Source organism: Rhodospirillum centenum SW (assembly GCF_000016185.1).
In the GTDB taxonomy this organism is placed as follows: Bacteria; Pseudomonadota; Alphaproteobacteria; order Azospirillales; family Azospirillaceae; genus Rhodocista; species Rhodocista centena.
In genome coordinates this window covers 2,249,904-2,267,610 of the sequence record NC_011420.2, presented here as the reverse complement: position 1 = coordinate 2,267,610, position 17,707 = coordinate 2,249,904, and the positions used below count along the sequence as shown (strand labels likewise).

The 17,707-nt window shown below is 70.2% G+C and carries 17 protein-coding genes; 7 read left to right on the top strand and 10 right to left on the bottom strand.

The window, feature by feature from the left end; all coding sequences use genetic code 11:
• The first annotated feature begins 37 nt into the window (after positions 1-37).
• Positions 38-1,054 carry a glycosyltransferase family 2 protein gene (locus RC1_RS10555; protein WP_085979035.1) on the top strand — a complete coding sequence of 339 codons (1,017 nt, stop codon included), beginning with the start codon at positions 38-40 and terminating at the stop codon, positions 1,052-1,054.
• Complete coding sequence (locus RC1_RS10550; RefSeq protein WP_012567371.1) at positions 1,051-1,542, top strand: GtrA family protein; 492 nt, start codon at positions 1,051-1,053, stop codon at positions 1,540-1,542. The genes RC1_RS10555 and RC1_RS10550 overlap by 4 nt, the downstream gene beginning before the upstream one ends.
• Positions 1,543-1,584: 42 nt before the next feature.
• On the opposite strand, the gene cysE is transcribed toward RC1_RS10550, so the two are convergent.
• Entirely contained in the window at positions 1,585-2,472 is an 888-nt protein-coding gene (gene cysE, locus RC1_RS10545) for a serine O-acetyltransferase (RefSeq protein ID WP_234703767.1), read from the bottom strand.
• Positions 2,473-2,783: 311 nt separating this feature from the next.
• Here cysE and dapF point away from each other — a divergent pair, with 311 nt between their 5' ends.
• From dapF to RC1_RS10520, 5 genes are all read left to right on the top strand, one after another.
• Positions 2,784-3,659: a diaminopimelate epimerase gene (gene dapF, locus RC1_RS10540; protein ID WP_012567369.1), complete on the top strand. Its 876-nt coding sequence runs from the start codon at positions 2,784-2,786 to the stop codon at positions 3,657-3,659.
• Complete coding sequence (gene mtaB / locus RC1_RS10535; RefSeq protein WP_012567368.1) at positions 3,656-5,032, top strand: tRNA (N(6)-L-threonylcarbamoyladenosine(37)-C(2))-methylthiotransferase MtaB; 1,377 nt, start codon at positions 3,656-3,658, stop codon at positions 5,030-5,032. The genes dapF and mtaB overlap by 4 nt, the downstream gene beginning before the upstream one ends.
• Positions 5,032-6,240 (top strand): signal recognition particle-docking protein FtsY, encoded by a 1,209-nt coding sequence (ftsY, locus tag RC1_RS10530; RefSeq protein ID WP_012567367.1) that lies wholly within the window; start codon positions 5,032-5,034, stop codon positions 6,238-6,240. The genes mtaB and ftsY overlap by 1 nt, the downstream gene beginning before the upstream one ends.
• Before the next feature lie 248 nt (positions 6,241-6,488).
• Complete coding sequence (locus RC1_RS10525) at positions 6,489-6,770, top strand: hypothetical protein (protein WP_012567366.1); 282 nt, start codon at positions 6,489-6,491, stop codon at positions 6,768-6,770.
• Between the two features lie 190 nt (positions 6,771-6,960).
• Positions 6,961-7,407 carry a BLUF domain-containing protein gene (locus RC1_RS10520; RefSeq protein ID WP_012567365.1) on the top strand — a complete coding sequence of 149 codons (447 nt, stop codon included), beginning with the start codon at positions 6,961-6,963 and terminating at the stop codon, positions 7,405-7,407.
• 10 nt (positions 7,408-7,417) lie between these two features.
• Here RC1_RS10520 and RC1_RS10515 read toward each other — a convergent pair whose 3' ends face one another.
• From RC1_RS10515 to RC1_RS10475, 9 genes are all read right to left on the bottom strand, one after another.
• Positions 7,418-8,452 carry an FAD:protein FMN transferase gene (locus RC1_RS10515; RefSeq protein WP_012567364.1) on the bottom strand — a complete coding sequence of 345 codons (1,035 nt, stop codon included), beginning with the start codon at positions 8,450-8,452 and terminating at the stop codon, positions 7,418-7,420.
• A 35-nt stretch (positions 8,453-8,487) separates the two neighbouring features.
• A complete protein-coding gene (locus tag RC1_RS10510) occupies positions 8,488-9,306 on the bottom strand; it encodes a DUF4198 domain-containing protein (protein WP_012567363.1) in 819 nt (272 codons plus the stop codon).
• 60 nt (positions 9,307-9,366) lie between these two features.
• Entirely contained in the window at positions 9,367-9,882 is a 516-nt protein-coding gene (locus tag RC1_RS10505) for a DUF2271 domain-containing protein (protein WP_012567362.1), read from the bottom strand.
• Positions 9,883-9,889: 7 nt separating this feature from the next.
• Positions 9,890-10,567, bottom strand: coding sequence for a PepSY-associated TM helix domain-containing protein (locus RC1_RS10500; RefSeq protein WP_012567361.1), 678 nt, complete (start codon positions 10,565-10,567; stop codon positions 9,890-9,892).
• A 261-nt stretch (positions 10,568-10,828) separates the two neighbouring features.
• The gene (gene sucD / locus RC1_RS10495) at positions 10,829-11,701 is read right to left on the bottom strand and encodes a succinate--CoA ligase subunit alpha (RefSeq protein WP_012567360.1); all 873 of its coding nucleotides are present in this window, start codon (positions 11,699-11,701) and stop codon (positions 10,829-10,831) included.
• Between the two features lie 2 nt (positions 11,702-11,703).
• The gene (gene sucC, locus RC1_RS10490) at positions 11,704-12,900 is read right to left on the bottom strand and encodes an ADP-forming succinate--CoA ligase subunit beta (protein ID WP_012567359.1); all 1,197 of its coding nucleotides are present in this window, start codon (positions 12,898-12,900) and stop codon (positions 11,704-11,706) included.
• Positions 12,901-13,203: 303 nt separating this feature from the next.
• On the bottom strand, positions 13,204-15,396 hold the full coding sequence (locus RC1_RS10485; protein WP_234703766.1) for a M3 family metallopeptidase: 2,193 nt from the start codon (positions 15,394-15,396) through the stop codon (positions 13,204-13,206).
• Between the two features lie 174 nt (positions 15,397-15,570).
• Entirely contained in the window at positions 15,571-17,025 is a 1,455-nt protein-coding gene (locus tag RC1_RS10480; protein ID WP_012567357.1) for a TrkH family potassium uptake protein, read from the bottom strand.
• Positions 17,026-17,179: 154 nt separating this feature from the next.
• Positions 17,180-17,659, bottom strand: coding sequence for a PAS domain-containing protein (locus tag RC1_RS10475; protein WP_012567356.1), 480 nt, complete (start codon positions 17,657-17,659; stop codon positions 17,180-17,182).
• Between the last annotated feature and the right edge of the window lie 48 nt (positions 17,660-17,707).

Sequence of the window (17,707 nt, the reverse complement as noted above, 5' to 3'; positions counted from 1 at the left end):
CTCCCAGATGGCCGGCTCCCAGATGGCCGGCTCCCAGATGGCCGGTTCCCTGCCGGATGCCGTGACCGCCACCGACCTTGCCCCCGCGCCGCGCCCGCTGGCGCAGGCGACCCCGGCCATTGCCGTGCTGGTGCCCTGCTACAACGAGGAGGCGTCCATCGCCAAGGTGGTGCGCGACTTCCGGGCGGCCCTGCCGGGGTGCGTCGTCTATGTCTACGACAACAACTCCAAGGACCGGACCATCGAGCAGGCGCGCGCCGCCGGCGCCGTCGTCCGCTGCGAGACGCTCCAGGGCAAGGGCAACGTCGTCCGCCGCATGTTCGCCGACGTGGAGGCGGACATCTACGTGATGGTGGACGGGGACGACACCTATGATGCCGGCAAGGCGCCGGAGCTGGTGCGCAAGCTGGTGGACGAACAGCTCGACATGGTGAACGGCGCCCGCGTCGCCGACTGGGAGACCTACCGGCGCGGCCACCGCTTCGGCAACGTGCTGCTGACCACGCTGGTCACCATGGTGTTCGGCAAGCGCACCCAGGACATGCTGTCCGGCTACCGCGTCTTCTCCCGCCGCTTCGTGAAGAGCTTCCCGGTCCTGGCCGGCGGCTTCGAGATCGAGACGGAGCTGGTGGTGCATGCGCTGGAGATGCGCATGCCGATCGGCGAGGTGGAAACGCCGTACAAGGACCGCGCGCCCGGCAGCGTCTCCAAGCTGTCCACCTTCCGCGACGGCTTCCGCATTCTCTGGATGATCGGCAAGCTGATCAAGGAGGAGCGGCCGATGCAGTTCTTCGGGATCGCCTCGCTGCTGCTGGCCATGCTCTCGGTCGGCATCGCCGTGCCGCTGTTCACGGAGTACTTCGCCACCGGGCTGGTGCCGCGCTTCCCCACGGCGGTGCTGGCCACGGGCCTGGGGCTCCTGTCCTTCCTGTCCCTCACCGCCGGCCTGATCCTGGAGACGGTGACCCGCGGCCGGCGCGAGATGAAGCGGCTGAAGTATCTGGAGATCCCGGCGCCCGCCTTCGATCCCGCCGGGATCGGGATGCCGCGGTGAGCGGTCCGGCCGTGGTCCGGCCCGACGCCGGTTCCGCCCCCGGACAGGTCCCGCCGGCCCGGGGCGGCCATCTTCACCGCGAGATGCTGACCTTCGCCGCCATCGGCGTGGGCGGGGCCGCGGTGGACATGGCAGCACTGGCCCTGGCGATGGAGGGGGCGGGGGCGAACTTCTATGTCGGCCGCCTCGTCTCCTATTTCTGCGCCGCCACCTTCACCTGGTACATGAACCGGGTCTTCACCTTCCGCAGCCGCGGCAAGCCCGGTGCCGTCTGGCAGTGGCTGTCCTTCCTGGCGGCCAACGGGGTGGGCGGGGCGGTGAACTACGGCACCTCCTCGGCGGTCGTGGCGGGGGGGCCGTTCCTGCTGCCCGCCGCCCTGTCGCCGCTGCTGCCGCTGCTGCCCTACGCCGCCGTGGCGGCCGGTTCGCTGGCCGGCATGACCTTCAACTTCGTCGCCAGCAAGTGGCTGGTGTTCCGGCACCGCTGAACCGGGCCGGGAGGTCAGGCAGGGCAGGGCGGAGGGGCGGCGTCAGATCCCGGCGCCCTGCTCCACGAACACCGACTCCGGCAGCGAATGGTCCATGGTCCGGGCCGGCACCTCGTCCGACCGGCGCCCGACCAGGCGGGCCGGCACGCCTGCCACCGTGGCGAAGGCCGGGACCGGATGCAGCACGACGCTGCCGGCGCCGATGCGCGCGCACATGCCGACCTGGATGTTGCCCAGGATCTTCGCCCCGGCACCGATCAGCACGCCGTTGCGCACCTTCGGATGCCGGTCCCCGGCCTCCTTGCCGGTGCCGCCCAGGGTGACGCCCTGGAGGATGGAGACATCGTCCCCCACCACCGCCGTCTCCCCGATCACGACGCCCGTGCCGTGGTCGATCAGCACGCGTCGGCCGATGCGGGCGTTGGGATGGATGTCCACCCCGAACCGTTCGGACACGACGGACTGGATATGGAAGGCGACCAGCCTGCGGCCGGCATGCCAGTAGTGCCGCGCCACCCGGTGCGCCTGCAGCGCCTGATAGCCCTTGAAGTGCAGGAAGGGGTGCGCAAGCCCCGCCGCGGCCGGGTCGCGGTCGCGCACGGCGACCAGGTCCTCGGCCGCCGCCTCCACGATGTCGGGGTCGTCCGCCAGCGCCCGGTCGATCAGGTCGGCCAGGGTCGCCACCTCCATCTCCCCGGCCAGCTTGCCGGAGAGCAGTGCGGCCAGTGCCCCCGCCATGTCCGCGTGGCGCAGCACCGAGCGGTCCAGCGGCCGCGCCATGGAGGGCTCGGCCCCCACCAGACAGGCAGCCTCCCGCCGCAGCGCGTCCCACACGGTCGCGGCGGCGCCCGGCCGCTCCCGGCGGGCGGAGTCCATGTTCGCGGTACGGGGCATGCTTTCGGCGCGGGCCATCGCAGTGCAGGCCGTCATCGTCCCTCTCCCGGTCGTTTCCGGTGCTTGCCGGAGTCCTTGTCGATCCGCCGGGCCGGCCCGGCGGGCCGCCCACGGCAGATCATCTAGCACAGGTCCATGTCATTTCATGTCGCAGGGTGCGCATGCCGCAGGGGTGCCGTGCGAGCACATTCTTTCCCGACCACCGGCGCTGTGCGTTCCGTCACGTCCTTGTCCCAACAGCCGCGCCTACAGAATGGCCGCGGCGCATTCCCGCTCCTCCCGCGCCGCTGGTTTACGCGCCGGGGCGCTTGACCATATAAGGGGCCTGACTTTCCGGACCTGATGCCATGGTGCGCCGCTTCCTGAAGATGCACGGGCTGGGCAACGACTTCGTCGTGCTCGACGCCCGCCGCGACCCGCTGCCGCTGACGACGGCGGCGGCCCGTGCCATTGCCGACCGGCACACGGGCGTCGGCTGCGACCAGATCGTCCTGCTGGAGCCGCCGCGGCATCCCGCGGCCGACCTGTTCATGCGCATCCTGAACCCTGACGGCAGCGAGAGCGGGGCCTGTGGCAACGCCACCCGCTGCGTCGCCTCGCTGGTGGCCGACGGGTCCGGCCGGGCCGAGGTGACGGTCGAGACGGCGACGGGCCTTCTGCGCTGCCGCCTGCGCGCCGACGGCTCGGTCACGGTGGACATGGGGCCGGCCCGGCTGGACTGGACGCAGATCCCGCTCGCCGCGGCGCACGACACGCTGCGCGTCCCCGCGGGCGCCGGCCCGTTGCAGGACGCCTGCTGCGTCGGCATGGGCAACCCGCACGCCGTCTTCTTCGTGGACGATGCCGAGGCCGTGGATCTGGCGACCCTGGGTCCCGTGCTGGAGCATCACTCCCTGTTCCCGCAGCGCTGCAACATCGAGGTGGCGCAGGTGCTGGCCCCCGACCATATCCGCATGCGGGTGTGGGAGCGCGGCGCCGGCATCACCCGCGCCTGCGGCAGCGGCTCCTGCGCCACCCTGGTCGCCGCCGCCCGCCGCGGCCTGACCGGCCGGGCCGCCTGGATCGAGCTGGACGGCGGCCGGCTCTGGATCGAATGGCACGGCGACGGCCATGTGCTGATGACCGGCCCGGTCGCCACCGCCTTCACCGGCGAGCTGTCGGAGACGCTGCTGCCCGGGTCCCTGCCCTCAGAGACCCCGCTTCCCGAGACGGTGCCGGCATGAGCGGGGTTCCGCACAAGGACTGCGGTCACGACCATGAGCACGGCCACGGCCACGGCCACGGCCATGACCATGACCACGGCCATGCCGGCGAGGATGCCGCGCCCGCCGTCAGCGGCGGCGACGGGCTGACCGTCGTCACCTTCGGCTGCCGGCTGAACAGCTACGAATCCGAGGTGATGCGCGCCCACGCCCGCACGGCCGGGCTGGACGACGTTGTGATCGTCAACACCTGCGCCGTCACGGCGGAGGCCGAGCGGCAGGCACGCCAGGCGATCCGCCGGCTGCGCCGCGACCGGCCGGGGGCGAAGATCGTCGTCACCGGCTGCGCCGCCCAGGTCAACCCGGATGGTTTCGCCGCCATGGGCGAGGTGGACCATGTGCTGGGCAACGACGCCAAGCTGACCGAGAGCGCCTGGACGGAGTTCGGCGTCGGCGCCAGCGAGCGCGTCCGCGTCAACGACATCATGAGCGTGCGCGAGACCGCCTCCCACCTGATCCAGGGGATGGAGGGGCGGGCGCGCGCCTTCGTGCAGGTCCAGAACGGCTGCGACCACCGCTGCACCTTCTGCATCATCCCCTTCGGCCGCGGCAATTCCCGCTCCGTCCCGATGGGGGAGGTGGTGGCCCAGGTCCGCACCCTGCTCGAGTCCGGCTACCGCGAGGTGGTGCTGACCGGGGTGGACATCACCAGCTACGGCGCCGACCTGCCGGGCACCCCCGCGCTGGGGCAGATGGTGCGCCGGCTGCTGGCGGCTGTGCCGGAACTGCCGCGCCTGCGGCTCTCCTCCCTGGACGCGGTGGAGATGGACGACGATCTCTGGCGGCTGGTGGCGGAGGAGGAGCGGCTGATGCCGCACCTGCACCTGTCGCTCCAGGCCGGCGACGACATGGTGCTGAAGCGGATGAAGCGGCGCCACACGCGCGACGACGCCATCCGCTTCTGCGAGAAGGCCCGCGGCCTGCGCCCCGACATCGTGTTCGGCGCCGATATCATCGCCGGTTTCCCGACGGAGACCGACGCGATGTTCGAGAACAGCCTGCGCATCGTGGAAGAGTGCGGCCTCACCTGGCTGCACGTCTTCCCCTACAGCGCCCGGCCCGGAACGCCCGCCGCGAAGATGCCCCAGGTCCCCGTCCCCGTCCGCAAGGAGCGCGCCGCCCGGCTGCGCGCTGCGGGGCAGGTGGCGGTGGACCGCTATCTGGCCGCCCAGGTCGGGCGCACCGCCGGGGTGCTGGTGGAACGGGCGGGGCTGGGGCGCACCCCCGGCTTCGCCGAGGTCCGGCTGGACGGGACGCACGCGCCCGGCAGCCTGATCCGCTGCCGCCTGACCGGTGTTGACGGCACCATGCTCACCGCTGTGGTCGAGGACTGATGTTCGACTGGTTCAAGAAGAAGAAGCCCGAGGCGCAGACGACGCCGGAGCCCCAGGCGCAGCCGCTGCCCCAGGCGCAGCCGATGCCGGAGGAGACCGCGCCGGTTCCCGACGCGGACGCTGCGCTGCCGCCCGAGGCGGAGCAGGAGACCCTCCCCGCCGCCGGGGAGCCCGCCGCTGCGTCGGACGCCGCCGACGGCGACGACGCGGCTCCTGCGGCTGTCGCCCCTGCTGCCGTGGCCCCTGCCGCCGCGGCCGTCGAGCCCGGCATGGACGACCGGCCCGAGCGCAAGGGCTGGTTCGCCCGGCTGAAGGACGGCCTGTCCAAGTCCACCTCCCGGCTGACCGAGGGCATCTCCGGCATCTTCACCAAGCGCAAGCTGGATGACGAGGCGCTGGAGGAGCTGGAGGAGCTGCTGATCCGGGCCGACCTGGGCCCGACCACGGCGGCCCGGATGACGGCGGGGCTGGCCCGGACGCGCTTCGGCAAGGAGGTCTCGCCGCAGGAGGTGCGCGAGTATCTGGCGGGCGAGGTGCAGAAGCTGGTCGAGCCCGTGGCCCGGCCGCTGGTGATCGAGCCCGAACGGCGGCCGCATGTCATCCTGCTGGTCGGCGTCAACGGCACCGGCAAGACGACCACCATCGGCAAGCTGGCCCGCCAGTTGCGCGAAGAGGGCAAGACCGTCTGGATGGCGGCGGGCGATACCTTCCGCGCCGCGGCCGTCAGCCAGCTCAAGGTCTGGGGCGAGCGCACCGGCTGTCCGGTGGTCGCCAAGGATACCGGCGCCGACGCGGCCGGCCTTGCCTTCGAGGCGCTGGAGAAGGCCCGCGCCGCCGGTGCCGACGTGCTGCTGATCGACACCGCGGGCCGGCTCCAGAACAAGACCGGCCTGATGGAGGAACTGCGCAAGATCGTCCGCGTCATCAAGAAGCTGGACCCCGAGGCGCCGCACACGACGCTGCTGACGCTGGACGCCACCACCGGCCAGAACGCCCACAGCCAGGTGGAGGTGTTCAAGGAGATGGTCGCCATCAACGGCCTGGTCCTGACCAAGCTGGACGGCAGCGCCCGCGGCGGCGTGCTGGTGGCGCTGGCCGAGAAGTTCGGCCTGCCGGTGCATGCCATCGGCGTGGGCGAGGGGGTCTACGACCTGCGCCCGTTCGACGCCCGCCAGTTCGCCCGCGCCCTGGTCGGGTTGGAGGGTTGATCTCCCCGCCGCCGGGGCCGCCGGCGGTCGTGCGCTGAGGCCCGGAACGCCGTTCCGGGCCTTCTTCTTGAGGGTCAAGGGTGGAAACCGCCACCCGTTCGCCGTCCTTGCCACTCTTTCGCCACACCGGCAGGCGCTCCCGCGGGGCGATGCCCGGAAGCCGACGGAATCCGGGCCTTCCGGGCCTTGGCACAGCGGTTGCAATTCTCCCTGGGCAAGGAAGACGCCCAACCCTGGAGGAAGAGACCATGGCCACCATCACCGCCTTCGCCGCCGCCATCCCGACCCCGACGCCCGTCGCCACCCGCGCCCGCACGCTGCGCAGCCGGCTCACCCGGCGCCGGACCACGGCGGCGACCCGGCCGGCGCGGATGGCCGCTCCGCTGCGGGCCGTGCAGACGCTGCCGGTGGCGGGCGAGCGCCCCGCGGGCCTGCTGGCCCGGATCGGCGAGTGGGTGCCGGGCGTGGAGGTGCTTCCCGTGCTGGCCGTCGCGGTGGTGCAGATCGCCTGTCTGGTCCAGATCTTCTGATCCGTTCCCCGTTCCCCGTTCCGCCCTTGGCGCCGGCGCACTGCCCCGCCGGTCGCCCCCTTGGCCCCGCGCTTCCGCGCGGGGCTTTTCTTTGGCCGTGGCATCGCTGCGACGCCCCGTGCGGAGCGGCTGTTGGCGTGCGGCGGATGTTTGGCTACTGTGGGTCCCTTGGTTCCCGGGGACGTATTCCATGACCGACGACGCGCTGCTCTGCCTTGTCTATGTCAGTCGGGCGGTGGTCCCGATGGGCGATGCCGAGCTGTTGTCGCTGCTGCGCCAGGCGCGCGCCGCCAACAGCCGGGTCGGCATCACGGGACTGCTGCTGTTTCGTCATGGCCGCTTCATGCAGGCCCTGGAAGGCCCGAACCATGCGGTCCACGGGCTCTATTCCCGTATCTGCCTGGACCCGCGCCATACCGACGTGACGACCCTGATCAAGTTCCGGCCGGAGGGACGGGCCTTCGCCGGCTGGAGCATGGGTTTCGCCCATGTGGACCGCATCCCGGAGTCGGACCGGGCCGGCTTCAGCTCTTTCCTCCAGGACGATTTCGATCCGGCGCACTGGACAGGCGCCCCGCACCGGGCGGTGCGCCTGCTCCAGGCCTTCAAGGAAGTGGACAACCTCGTGGAGGTGTAGGCGCGGCGCCTTACTCCAGCATGACCCCAAGGGCCGCGGACCAGCGGGGCGGGGCGTCGCGGTACTGGAACAGGGCGGCGATGCCGTGGGTGTCGGCCAGCGCCAGCCCGTCCGCGTCGCCGGCGGCGAACAGCGCCGTCGCCCAGGCGTCGGCGCGCATGCAGTCCGCCGCCACGACGCTGACACTGGCAAGGTCGCCGTAGCGGTCGGCCGCCCCCGGCCGGCGGACGATGTGGCTGACCGGACGGCCGTCCCGCACATGGCGGCGGCGATAGTCGCCCGAACTGGCGAGCGCGCAGCCGCACAGGGCAACCCGCCAGCCGCCGGGCGTGCCGTCGGGGTTCTCCAGGGCGACCCACCAGGGGGTCAGGTCGGGCTTGATCCCGGCGCCGACGAACTCGCCGCCGATCTCCACCAGGAAGCACTCGATGCCCAGCGCGCGCAGGGCGTGGCCCATGCCGTCCACGGCATGGCCCTTGGCGATCGCGGACAGGTCGAGCCAGAGTCCGCCCGGCTGGGTGATGCGCTCGGCTCCGGCCCCGGCTCCACCCCCCGTTCCGGTCACGGCGGCCAGCGCCCGCCAGCCGCCCGGTGCGTGCGGGGGCGGTTGTGGTCCGGGAGCGCCGGGCGGAACCCAGGGCGCCGGGGTGAAGCCGCGGCGGTTGACCTCCGCGGCCAGACAGGGATCGAAGGCGCCGTCCGTTGCCGCCGCCACCTCCAGGGCCGCCGCCAGCACCTGCCGGAACCCGGCCGGCATCTCCAGCGTCGTGCCGGCCGGTGCCCCGTTGAAGCGGCAGATGAAGGAGGACGGCTCCCAGGTGCTCATCTCCGCGATGGTGCCGGCGAAGACCGCCTGCACCGCCGCCTCCACCCCCGCCGGGTCGGTTCCGGCCGGGGCGTGGCAGCGCAGCGACCAGTCCGTCCCCATGGTCCGGCCGGCCAGCGCCAGCCGGATGCTGTCCGGCGGCGGGCGGCGGGCTTCCCCGCGCGCCAGCGCCACCGGGATCAGGGGGCGGGCCTCGGTCGCCAGGAGGTCCCCGGCCACGGCGCGGCCCCCGGTCACGGCGCGGCCCCCTGTCATCACGGGGCGGCGGCCTCGACGGTCGCCACGTAGGACATCATGCGGTCCATCTCCAGCCCCTCGACCGTCGTCCGGCCGCGCGACTGGGCGTTCAGCCAGTAGCGGCCGGGCTCCGCCACGGTGAAGGCGACGGCGCCGTCGGCCCCCGTCTCCAGCTCCTGCGTGGCGGGCTTGTCGCGGTACTGGTCGCCGGCCTTCACGATGGTGACCTTGAGGCCCGCCGCCGGTTCGCCGTTCAGCAGCAGCTTCAGGGTGGCCTTCTCCCCGGCGACGATGTCGTTGGGGTGGGTGACGGGCAGCAGTTCCAGCCCTCTGCCCGTCGGCTTCAGGGCGGTGTCGTTCGGCGCGCCCAGGGTGACGAAGGTCTCCACCCGCCGCATGGACTGGATGAACTTCGCCTCCGGCTTGGACTCCAGCCCGGCCTTGCGCAGTTCCTCCAGGGTGCCGCGGCGGCGCTTCTGCTCGCCGTCCTCCTTCCAGAGCGCGATGAAGACGGCTCCCTCCTCGGCGATGCGGTAGGTGCCGTCCTTCTCCAGCTTCAGGTCGAAGACGGAGCGCAGCTTGCCCCGGTGGGCGTTCTCCAGCGCCACGGGGGCACCGTCCGGCCCGGTGACGGACAGCCCGTTCAAGGGCAGCGGCACATGGTTGGGCACGAACAGGTCGTTGGAGATCGCCCCGTCCACCGTGATCCACTGGTCGGTGCCGGACAGGGTGAAGGTGGAGGGCTCCAGCCACATGCGATGGGCCTGGGCGGTGCCGGTCGCGGTGGCCAGAAGCAGGGCCGCCAGCAGCGTCGCCCGTGTCGCGGTGCGCGTCATTGTTCCAAACCCCTTTTCTTGTTCAGCGTCGGTCGTGGGAGCGCGGGCCGCCGTGCCCGCTCAGGGTGCCTGCACCAGGGTCAGGCGGATGCCGCCCAGCTCGGTCTCGCCCCTGGCTTCGGCCTTGGCCGTGCCGGGCCAGGTGAAGGGGATGCTGACCAGCTCGCGGCCGCCGACCTCGCGCGCCGCTTCCACCTGCAGGACATACTCGCCCGGCGGCAGCGCCTTCAGCGGGCCGGCGTCGCCGGCATAGGTCAGGACATGGGCGCCGGGGGCGCGGGTCGGCCCGGAGACGCCGTCCACCGGCATCTCCAGCGTGCGGCCGATGCGGCGCCACCACTGGCGCAGGTCCTTCAGCCAGCTCTCGCCCTCGCCCTCGGGGCCGTCCTCCTGGGCGTACCAGACCTCCAGCGTGGCGGCGACGGACTGGTCGGGCCGGGCGACCCAGACGGCGACATAGGGGCGGTGGTACTCGGCCACCTTGAGCTGGGGAAGCTCGACCTCCACCACCATCTCGTCGGCCAGGGCGGGGCCGCCCAGCAGGCCGAGTCCGGCGATCATCAGAAGGGCACGCATCGGGTCCTCACGCATGGACGAAGAAGACGAGAAGAAGCACCGGCAGCGCGAGGCCGGCCACGGCCAGCGGCCAGGTGGAGGGGCGCTTGCCGGCGTGGATCTGCAACAGCCACAGCCCGGTCAGGCAGAAGACGATGCAGGCCGCCGAGAAGATGTCGAGGAACCAGGACCAGGCCTTGCCGGTGTGGCGGCCCTTGTGCAGGTCGTTCAGATAGGCGATGGCGCCGCGGGTGGTCAGCTCGTAGACGACGGCGCCGCTCTCGCGCTCGATGGACAGCCAGGCGTCCCCGCCCGGCCGCGGCAGGCCGACATAGACCTCGTCCGGGCTCCACTCCGCGGGGCGGCCGGACAGGCCGATGTCCAGCGCCTCCTCAACGAAGGCCGCGACCGCGGGGGGCAGGGCGTCGCTGCGGCCCTTCTCCGGCCCGGCCGCCAGTTCGGCCAGCAGCGGCTCCGGAAGCTGCGCCTGCCGTTCGCTGACGACGGGCTCGGCCGGGATGTCGGCGGCGTGGTTCAGGGTGATGCCGGTGACGGCGAATCCCAGCATGCCCAGCAGGCAGATCGCGCCGGAGATCCAGTGCCAGGTGCGGGCCTGCCGCTTCCAGAAGCCGGCCCGCCCGGCCCGCGGGTCGGCCGCCACGGGGTGCGGGCGGGGGTCGATCTTGGCGATGGGCGGATGGCGCATGCAGGACGGCGGGAGGCGACGGGCAGGGGGCCGGCGGGGAACGGCACCCGCTGCATGCCACAGCCTCCGGCGTCTCTGCAAATCGTTTTTAATTGCAGAACGGGTGCGCGGCGTCGCGGCGCAGGCAGATCGCAGGGCAGGCAGATCGCGGCGCCCGGAAAGCAGAAGGCCGCCGGATCGCTCCGGCGGCCTTCGGGTCGGGACCGTCCCTGTCCGGCTTCAGGCTCTCGCCGTCAGCCCGCAGGCTTCAGCCCGCAGGTCTCAGCCCATGGCCTTCAGCATGGTGCTGCCCAGGCTGGCCGGGCTGTCGGCGACATGCACGCCGGCGGCGCGCAGGGCATCGACCTTGAAGTCGGCCGTGTCGTTGCCGCCGGAGATCACCGCGCCGGCATGGCCCATGCGGCGGCCCGGCGGGGCGGTGCGGCCGGCGATGAAGCCGACGACCGGCTTCTTCAGGCCGCTTTCCTTGATGAACTCGGCGCCCTTGACCTCGGCATCGCCCCCGATCTCACCGATCATGATGATGCCTTGGGTCTCCGGGTCCTCGGCGAACATCTGGAGCGCATCGACGAAGCTGGTGCCGTTGACCGGATCGCCGCCGATGCCGATGCAGGTGCTCTGCCCCAGCCCGGCCGCCGTGGTCTGCGCCACCGCCTCATAGGTCAGCGTGCCGGAGCGGCTGACGATGCCGATCTTGCCGCGGCGGTGGATGTGGCCCGGCATGATGCCGATCTTGCACTCGTCCGGGGTGATGACGCCCGGGCAGTTCGGACCGATCAGGCGGGTGCCGCTGTCCTGCAGCGCGCGCTTGACCTTGACCATGTCCAGGACCGGGATGCCCTCGGTGATGCAGACGACCAGCGGGATGCCGGCGTCGATCGCCTCCAGGATGGCGTCGGCCGCGAACGGCGGCGGCACGTAGATGACGCTGGCGTTGGCGCCGGTCTTCGCCACGGCGTCGGCCACCGTGTCGAACACCGGCAGGTCCAGGTGCGTGGTGCCGCCCTTGCCGGGGGTCACGCCGCCGACCATGCGGGTGCCGTAGGCGATGGCCTGCTCGGAATGGAAGGTCCCCTGCGCGCCGGTGAAGCCCTGGCAGATGACCTTGGTGTCCTTGTTGACGAGAACGGCCATGGTTACGCGGCCTCCTTCACGGCCTTGACGATCTTCTCGGCGGCGTCGGCCAGATTGTCGGCGGACAGGATCGGCAGACCGCTCTCGGCCAGGATCTTCTTGCCCAGATCGACGTTGGTGCCCTCCAGCCGGACGACCAGCGGGACGTGCAAGGACACCTCGCGGGCCGCCGCCACCACGCCGTCCGCGATCACGTCGCAGCGCATGATGCCGCCGAAGATGTTGACCAGGATGCCCTCGACATGCGGGTCGGAGAGGATCAGCTTGAAGGCGGTGGTGACGCGCTCCTTGGTGGCGCCGCCGCCGACATCCAGGAAGTTGGCCGGCTCGCCGCCATAGAGCTTGATGATGTCCATCGTCGCCATGGCGAGGCCGGCGCCGTTCACCATGCAGCCGATGTTGCCGTCCAGCTTGACGTAGTTCAGGCCGTGGCGGGTGGCCTCGGTCTCCGACGCCTCCTCCTCGGACTCGTCGCGCAGCTCCTCGATCTCGTGATGGCGGTAGAGCGCGTTGTCGTCGAAGTTGACCTTGGCATCCAGGGCCAGCACCTCGCCGCTGCCGGTGACGACCAGCGGGTTCACCTCGACCAGGCTCATGTCCAGGTCGGTGAAGGCCTTGTACATGCCCAGCAGGAACTTCGTGCAGGCGCCGACCTGCTTGCCCTCAAGACCCAGGGCGAAGGCGACCTTGCGGGCGTGGTAGCCCTGCAGGCCCTGCACCGGGTCGATGGCGACCTTGACGATCTTCTCGGGGCTGGTGTGGGCGACCTCCTCGATCTCCATGCCGCCCTCGGTGGAGGCGACGATGGTGATGCGGGAGGTGGCGCGGTCCAGCAGCATGGAGAGGTACAGCTCGCGCTTGATGTCGGCCCCTTCCTCCACGTAGATGCGCTTGACCTCCTTGCCCTCCGGGCCGGTCTGCTTGGTCACCAGCACCTTGCCCAGCATGGCGTCGGTGCTGGCGACGACGTCGTCGATCGACTTGACGACGCGGACGCCGCCCTTGCCGTTCGGATCATCCTTGAAGCGTCCCGCTCCGCGTCCGCCGGCATGGATCTGGGACTTCACCACCCAGACCGGACCGCCAAGCTCCTTGGCCACCGCGCGGGCCTCTTCGAGCGTGTAGGCGACGCCGCCCCGGGGCACCGCGACGCCATACTTCTTCAGCAGGCTTTTGGCCTGATACTCATGGATGTTCATGCGGGATCGCCGGCTTCTGTGGAGTGGGACGATCCGGCCTTCCCAGCGCCGCCCGGGACGGGCCCGCAAGGTCGGCCGCGCGCGGGGGACCCCCGCGCGGGCGCACTTTAACACCGTGTGCGTCATCTTCAACAACCCAGCGCCCCTCTCCTGAAGGATGGTTGCGCGGGCGGGCGGGGCGTGCCCGGGACGGGCAGCGGGAGACCGGCAGAAAGGGCCGCAGACAGACGAAAGGCGCGGCCGTTGCCGACCGCGCCTTCGCCCGGGAAGACCGGCCCCGCGGGACGGGGCCGGGCTTGTGCCTCAGTTCACGCCGGCATTCGGCTCCGGCGGGGTCAGGCCGCGGTTGCGCAGCAGCGCGTCCACCTTCGGCTCCCGGCCGCGGAAGTTGATGTAGGCGTCCATCGGCTCCTTGGTGCCGCCGGCGCTGAAGACGTTGTCGTACAGCTTCTTCGACAGTTCGGGGTCGAAGATGTTGCCCTTCTCCTTGAAGGCGTCGAAGCCGTCCGCGTCCAGCACCTCGGCCCACATGTAGCTGTAGTAGCCGGCCGAGTAGCCATCGCCGGAGAAGACGTGGCTGAAGGCCGGCGAGCGGTGCCGCATCACGATCTCCTTCGGCATGCCGAGCTTCTTCAGCGTGTCGGCCTCGAACCTGGAAACATCCAGGTCCTTGGCGTCCTTCAGGGCATGGAACTCCAGGTCCACCAGCGCCGAGGCCAGGTATTCGACCGTGGCGAATCCCTGGTTGAAGTTGCGCGCGGCCAGGATCTTGTCCAGCAGTTCCTTCGGGATCGGCTTGCCGGTCTGGTAGTGGACGGCGAACTTCTGCAGGATTTCCGGCTGCTCCACCCAGTGCTCAAGCACCTGGCTGGGGAACTCCACGAAATCGCGCAACACGCTGGTGCCCGAGAGGTACGGGTAGGTCACGTCGGACAGCATGCCGTGCAGGCCGTGGCCGAACTCGTGGAACAGCGTGTTGGCGTCGTCGAAGGACAGCAGCACCGGCGCGCCGGGTGCACCCTTGTTGAAGTTGTTGTTGTTGACGACGATCGGACGGATGTCGCCGCGCAGCTTCTCCTGGTCGCGGTAGCTGGACATCCAGGCGCCGCTGCGCTTGGACGGGCGCGCGAAATTGTCGGACAGGAAGACGGCGACATGCTTGCCGTTCTTGTCCTTCACCTCGTAGGCGCGGACATCCGGGCTGTAGAGCGGGACGTCCTTCAGCTCGGTGAAGGTCACGCCGAAGAGCTGGTTGGCGGTGTAGAACATCGCCTCGACCATCTTGTCGAGCTGGAAGTACGGCTTCACTTCCGACTCGTCCAGGTCGAACTTGGCCTTGCGGACCTTCTCGGCGTAGTAGCGCCAGTCCCAGGGCTGGATCTCGATGTTCTGGCCTTCCTGGCGGGCCATCTCCTGCAGCATGTCGCGCTCCTGCGCGGCGCGGGCCTTGGCCGGCTCCCACACCTTCAGCAGCAGCTCCTCCGCGGCGGCCGGCGTCTTCGCCATGGTATCGGCCAGCTTGTAGTCCGCGAAGGTGGGATAGCCCATCAGGTTCGCCCGCTCGATGCGGAGCTGGACGATCTCCTTGATCAGGCCCTTGTTGTCATGCTCGTCGCCGTTGTCGCCGCGGGAGATCCAGGCCTTGAAGGCCTTCTCGCGCAGGTCGCGGCGGTCGGAGAAGGTGAGGAACGGCTCGATCGAGGAGCGCGACAGGGTGACGACGTACTTGCCCGGCATGCCCCGGTCGGCCGCCGCCTGGGCTGCGGCCTGACGCACGAACTCCGGCAGGCCGGCAAGGTCGCGCTCGCCGTCCAGTTCCAGCTTGAACGACTTCTCGTCGGCCAGCACGTTCTGGCTGAACTGGGTGGAGAGGGTGGCCAGCTTCTGGGTGATCGCGGCCAGACGCTGCTTCTTCTCCTCCGGAAGCTGGGCGCCGGCGCGCACGAAGTTCAGGTGGATGCGCTCCACCAGCCGCTTCTGCTCCGCCGTCAGGTTCAGGGAGTCGCGCTTCTGGTAGATCGCGTCGATGCGGGCGAACAGCTTCGGGTTCAGCGAGATTTCGCTGTTGTGCTTCGCCAGCACCGGCGCCAGCTCAAGCTGGATCTTCTCCAGTTCGTCGTTCGTGTTCGACGAGGACAGGTTGAAGAAGACGTTGGCGACATCGGTCAGCAGAACGCCGCTGCGCTCCATCGCCTCGAAGGTGTTGGCGAAGGTCGGCTTCTCCGGGTTCTCGGCGATCGCCTTGATCTCGGCCTTGTGCTGCTCCATCCCGCGCTCGAAGGCGGGGGTGAAGTGCTCCGGCTTGATCTTGTCGAACGGCGGGATGCCGAACGGCGTCTTCCACTCGGTGAAGAAGGGGTTCGTCCCGGCCTTCTCGGTTCCCTTGGTCTGGGTCGCCGCCGCGGCCGGTGCCGCCGCCAGGACCATCGCCCCCGCCCCGCCGAAGGCCGCCATCAGGGCGACCACGCTGATGCCGTTCACGAGCGCTTTCCTCATCAGGATTCCCTGCCCATTACATAGTGTATCGGATGCGCCCGGGACAGATGACCAGGGTCGGGGCCCCCGGCGCGGAGGCTCGAACCTGCGCGGTCGGGAGGACCAGTTCAAGACCCTTTTTGGCACAGGCCGATGGGGCCGCTTGCCCCCGACCGCGGGCCGGTCGGGCCGGAATCAGGTGCGCCAGAAGGACGGGCTCAGCATCACCAGCAGGGTGAACAGCTCCAGCCGGCCCATCAGCATGGCGAGCGACAGGATCCACTTGGCCTCGTCCTCCAGCGGCTTGAAGTTGCCCGCCGGGCCGATGATGGTGCCCAGGCCGGGGCCGATATTGCCCAGCGCCTGGGCCACGCCCGTGACCGAGGTGACAAGGTCCAGCCCGGTGGCCGCCAGGAGCTGGGTGAACACGAACATCGTGCCGATGTAGATGGAGATGAAGCTCATCACCGACAGGATGATGTCGCTGTCCACCGGCTTGCCGTTGTAGGAGAGCGGGATCACCCGGTTCGGGCTGATCAGGCGGGTCATCTGGGCCCACAGGGTCAGCCACAGGATCTCGAAGCGCATGATCTTCACGCCGCCCGCCGTCGATCCGGTGCAGCCGCCGGTGAACAGCAGCACGAAGAACAGCGCCACCGCCGGCGAGCCCCAGAGCGTGTAGTCCGCCGAGGCGAACCCCGTCGTCGTCACCACCGAGACGACGTTGAAGGTGGCCTGACGCAGCGCCTCCTCGGCCGGCATGTGCTGGACGATCCCGAGATAGAGGGCGAGGCCCAGCGAGGAGACCGCCAGCAGCCCCAGGAAGGCGCGCACCTGCGTGTCCCGCAGCAGCGGACGGGCATCGCCGCGGACAAGGCTGACATAGCGGACGAAGGGCAGGGACCCCAGGATCATGAAAACGATCAGCGTCCAGTGGATCGCCGGTTCGCGCCAGTAGCCGACGCTGGCATCCTCGGTCGAGAAGCCCCCGGTCGAGAGCGCGGCCATGGCGTGGCAGATGGAATCGAAGGCATCCATCCCCGAGACCATCAGGGCGGCGGTGCAGATGCAGGTGAGGGCCAGATAGATCCAGCAGAAGGCGAGCGCCAGATCGCTGGCCCGCGGCACCACCTTGTCCGACTTGTCCGAGGATTCGGAGCGGAAGAGCTGCATGCCGCCGACGCGCAGGAACGGCAGGATGACGATGCCCATGCCGACGATGCCGATGCCGCCCAGCCATTGCAGCAGCGCCCGCCACAGCAGGATCCCCGGCGGCAGGTCGCCCAGCCCCGTGATCACCGTCGATCCCGTCGTCGTCAGGCCCGACATGGCCTCGAAGAAGGCATCGGCGAAGCCCAGCCGCAGCGACGACAGCATGAAGGGCAGCGAGGAGAACAGGCAGACGATGATCCAGGCCAGACTGGTCAGGACGAAGGTCTGCCGCAGGTTCAGGCTGATCCCGTGGGTGCGGTTGGTCAGCACCAGCAGGACCGCGAAGAACAGGGTCAGCGCGCCCGAGACGGCGAAGACCTGCCAGTCGGGGCTGCCCGCGGCGAGGTCCGCCGACATGGGAACCAGCATGGCGCCGGCAAGGACGATGAGAAGGTAACCGATCACATAGAGGATCGGCCTGACGTCGAGAACGGCCATCTTGGACCACGTAGTGCGCCGTCACCAGGGGACGGCCATTCCAGAACCCCATGCTTACACGTTTTATCGGGCCTTTGCAGCCCGTCGTGCATGTGCAGCATCGCCGGCGCAGCCGGGTCCGGGCTGCCCGGCGCGGACCGCGCCGCCGCCGGGCTCAGGGGGCGGCCGGCGTCCGCGTATCCGGGAGGCCCGGCTGCGGCACCTGGACCCCGAACAGCATGTCGATCCGGTCGCCGTTCCGCGACAGGGGGCAGAGCAACCTCACATAGTTCATGTACTTGCCGTCATGGCGGCGGAATTCCTCCGTGAACAGCAGCGGCTGGCGCTGCTCCACCGTCAGGCAGTATTCGCGGAAGACCTGTTCGTGCTTGCCGTCGAGGTCGATATCCTGAAGTCTGCAACCTGTGATCTCCTGTCCGAACCGTTCAACGATGTCGGTCCCGGCAAGCCGGATGCGGAAATCCATCGGGTCGTAGCAAACGTCCACAAGCAGCACGAAGGGCAGTATTCTGATTATTTCAGAGGGATCAATATCCGCTCTTGCCGGAATTTCCCGGCCATTCCGGAGCGAGTCCCAATACGTGAAGGCCTGGTGAATTCGGCTGTCGGTCAGGCTCGCCGGATCGAAGTTCATTCAGACAGTTCTCCTGCACCGGCGCGCGATACCGGCGGTTCCCCCAGG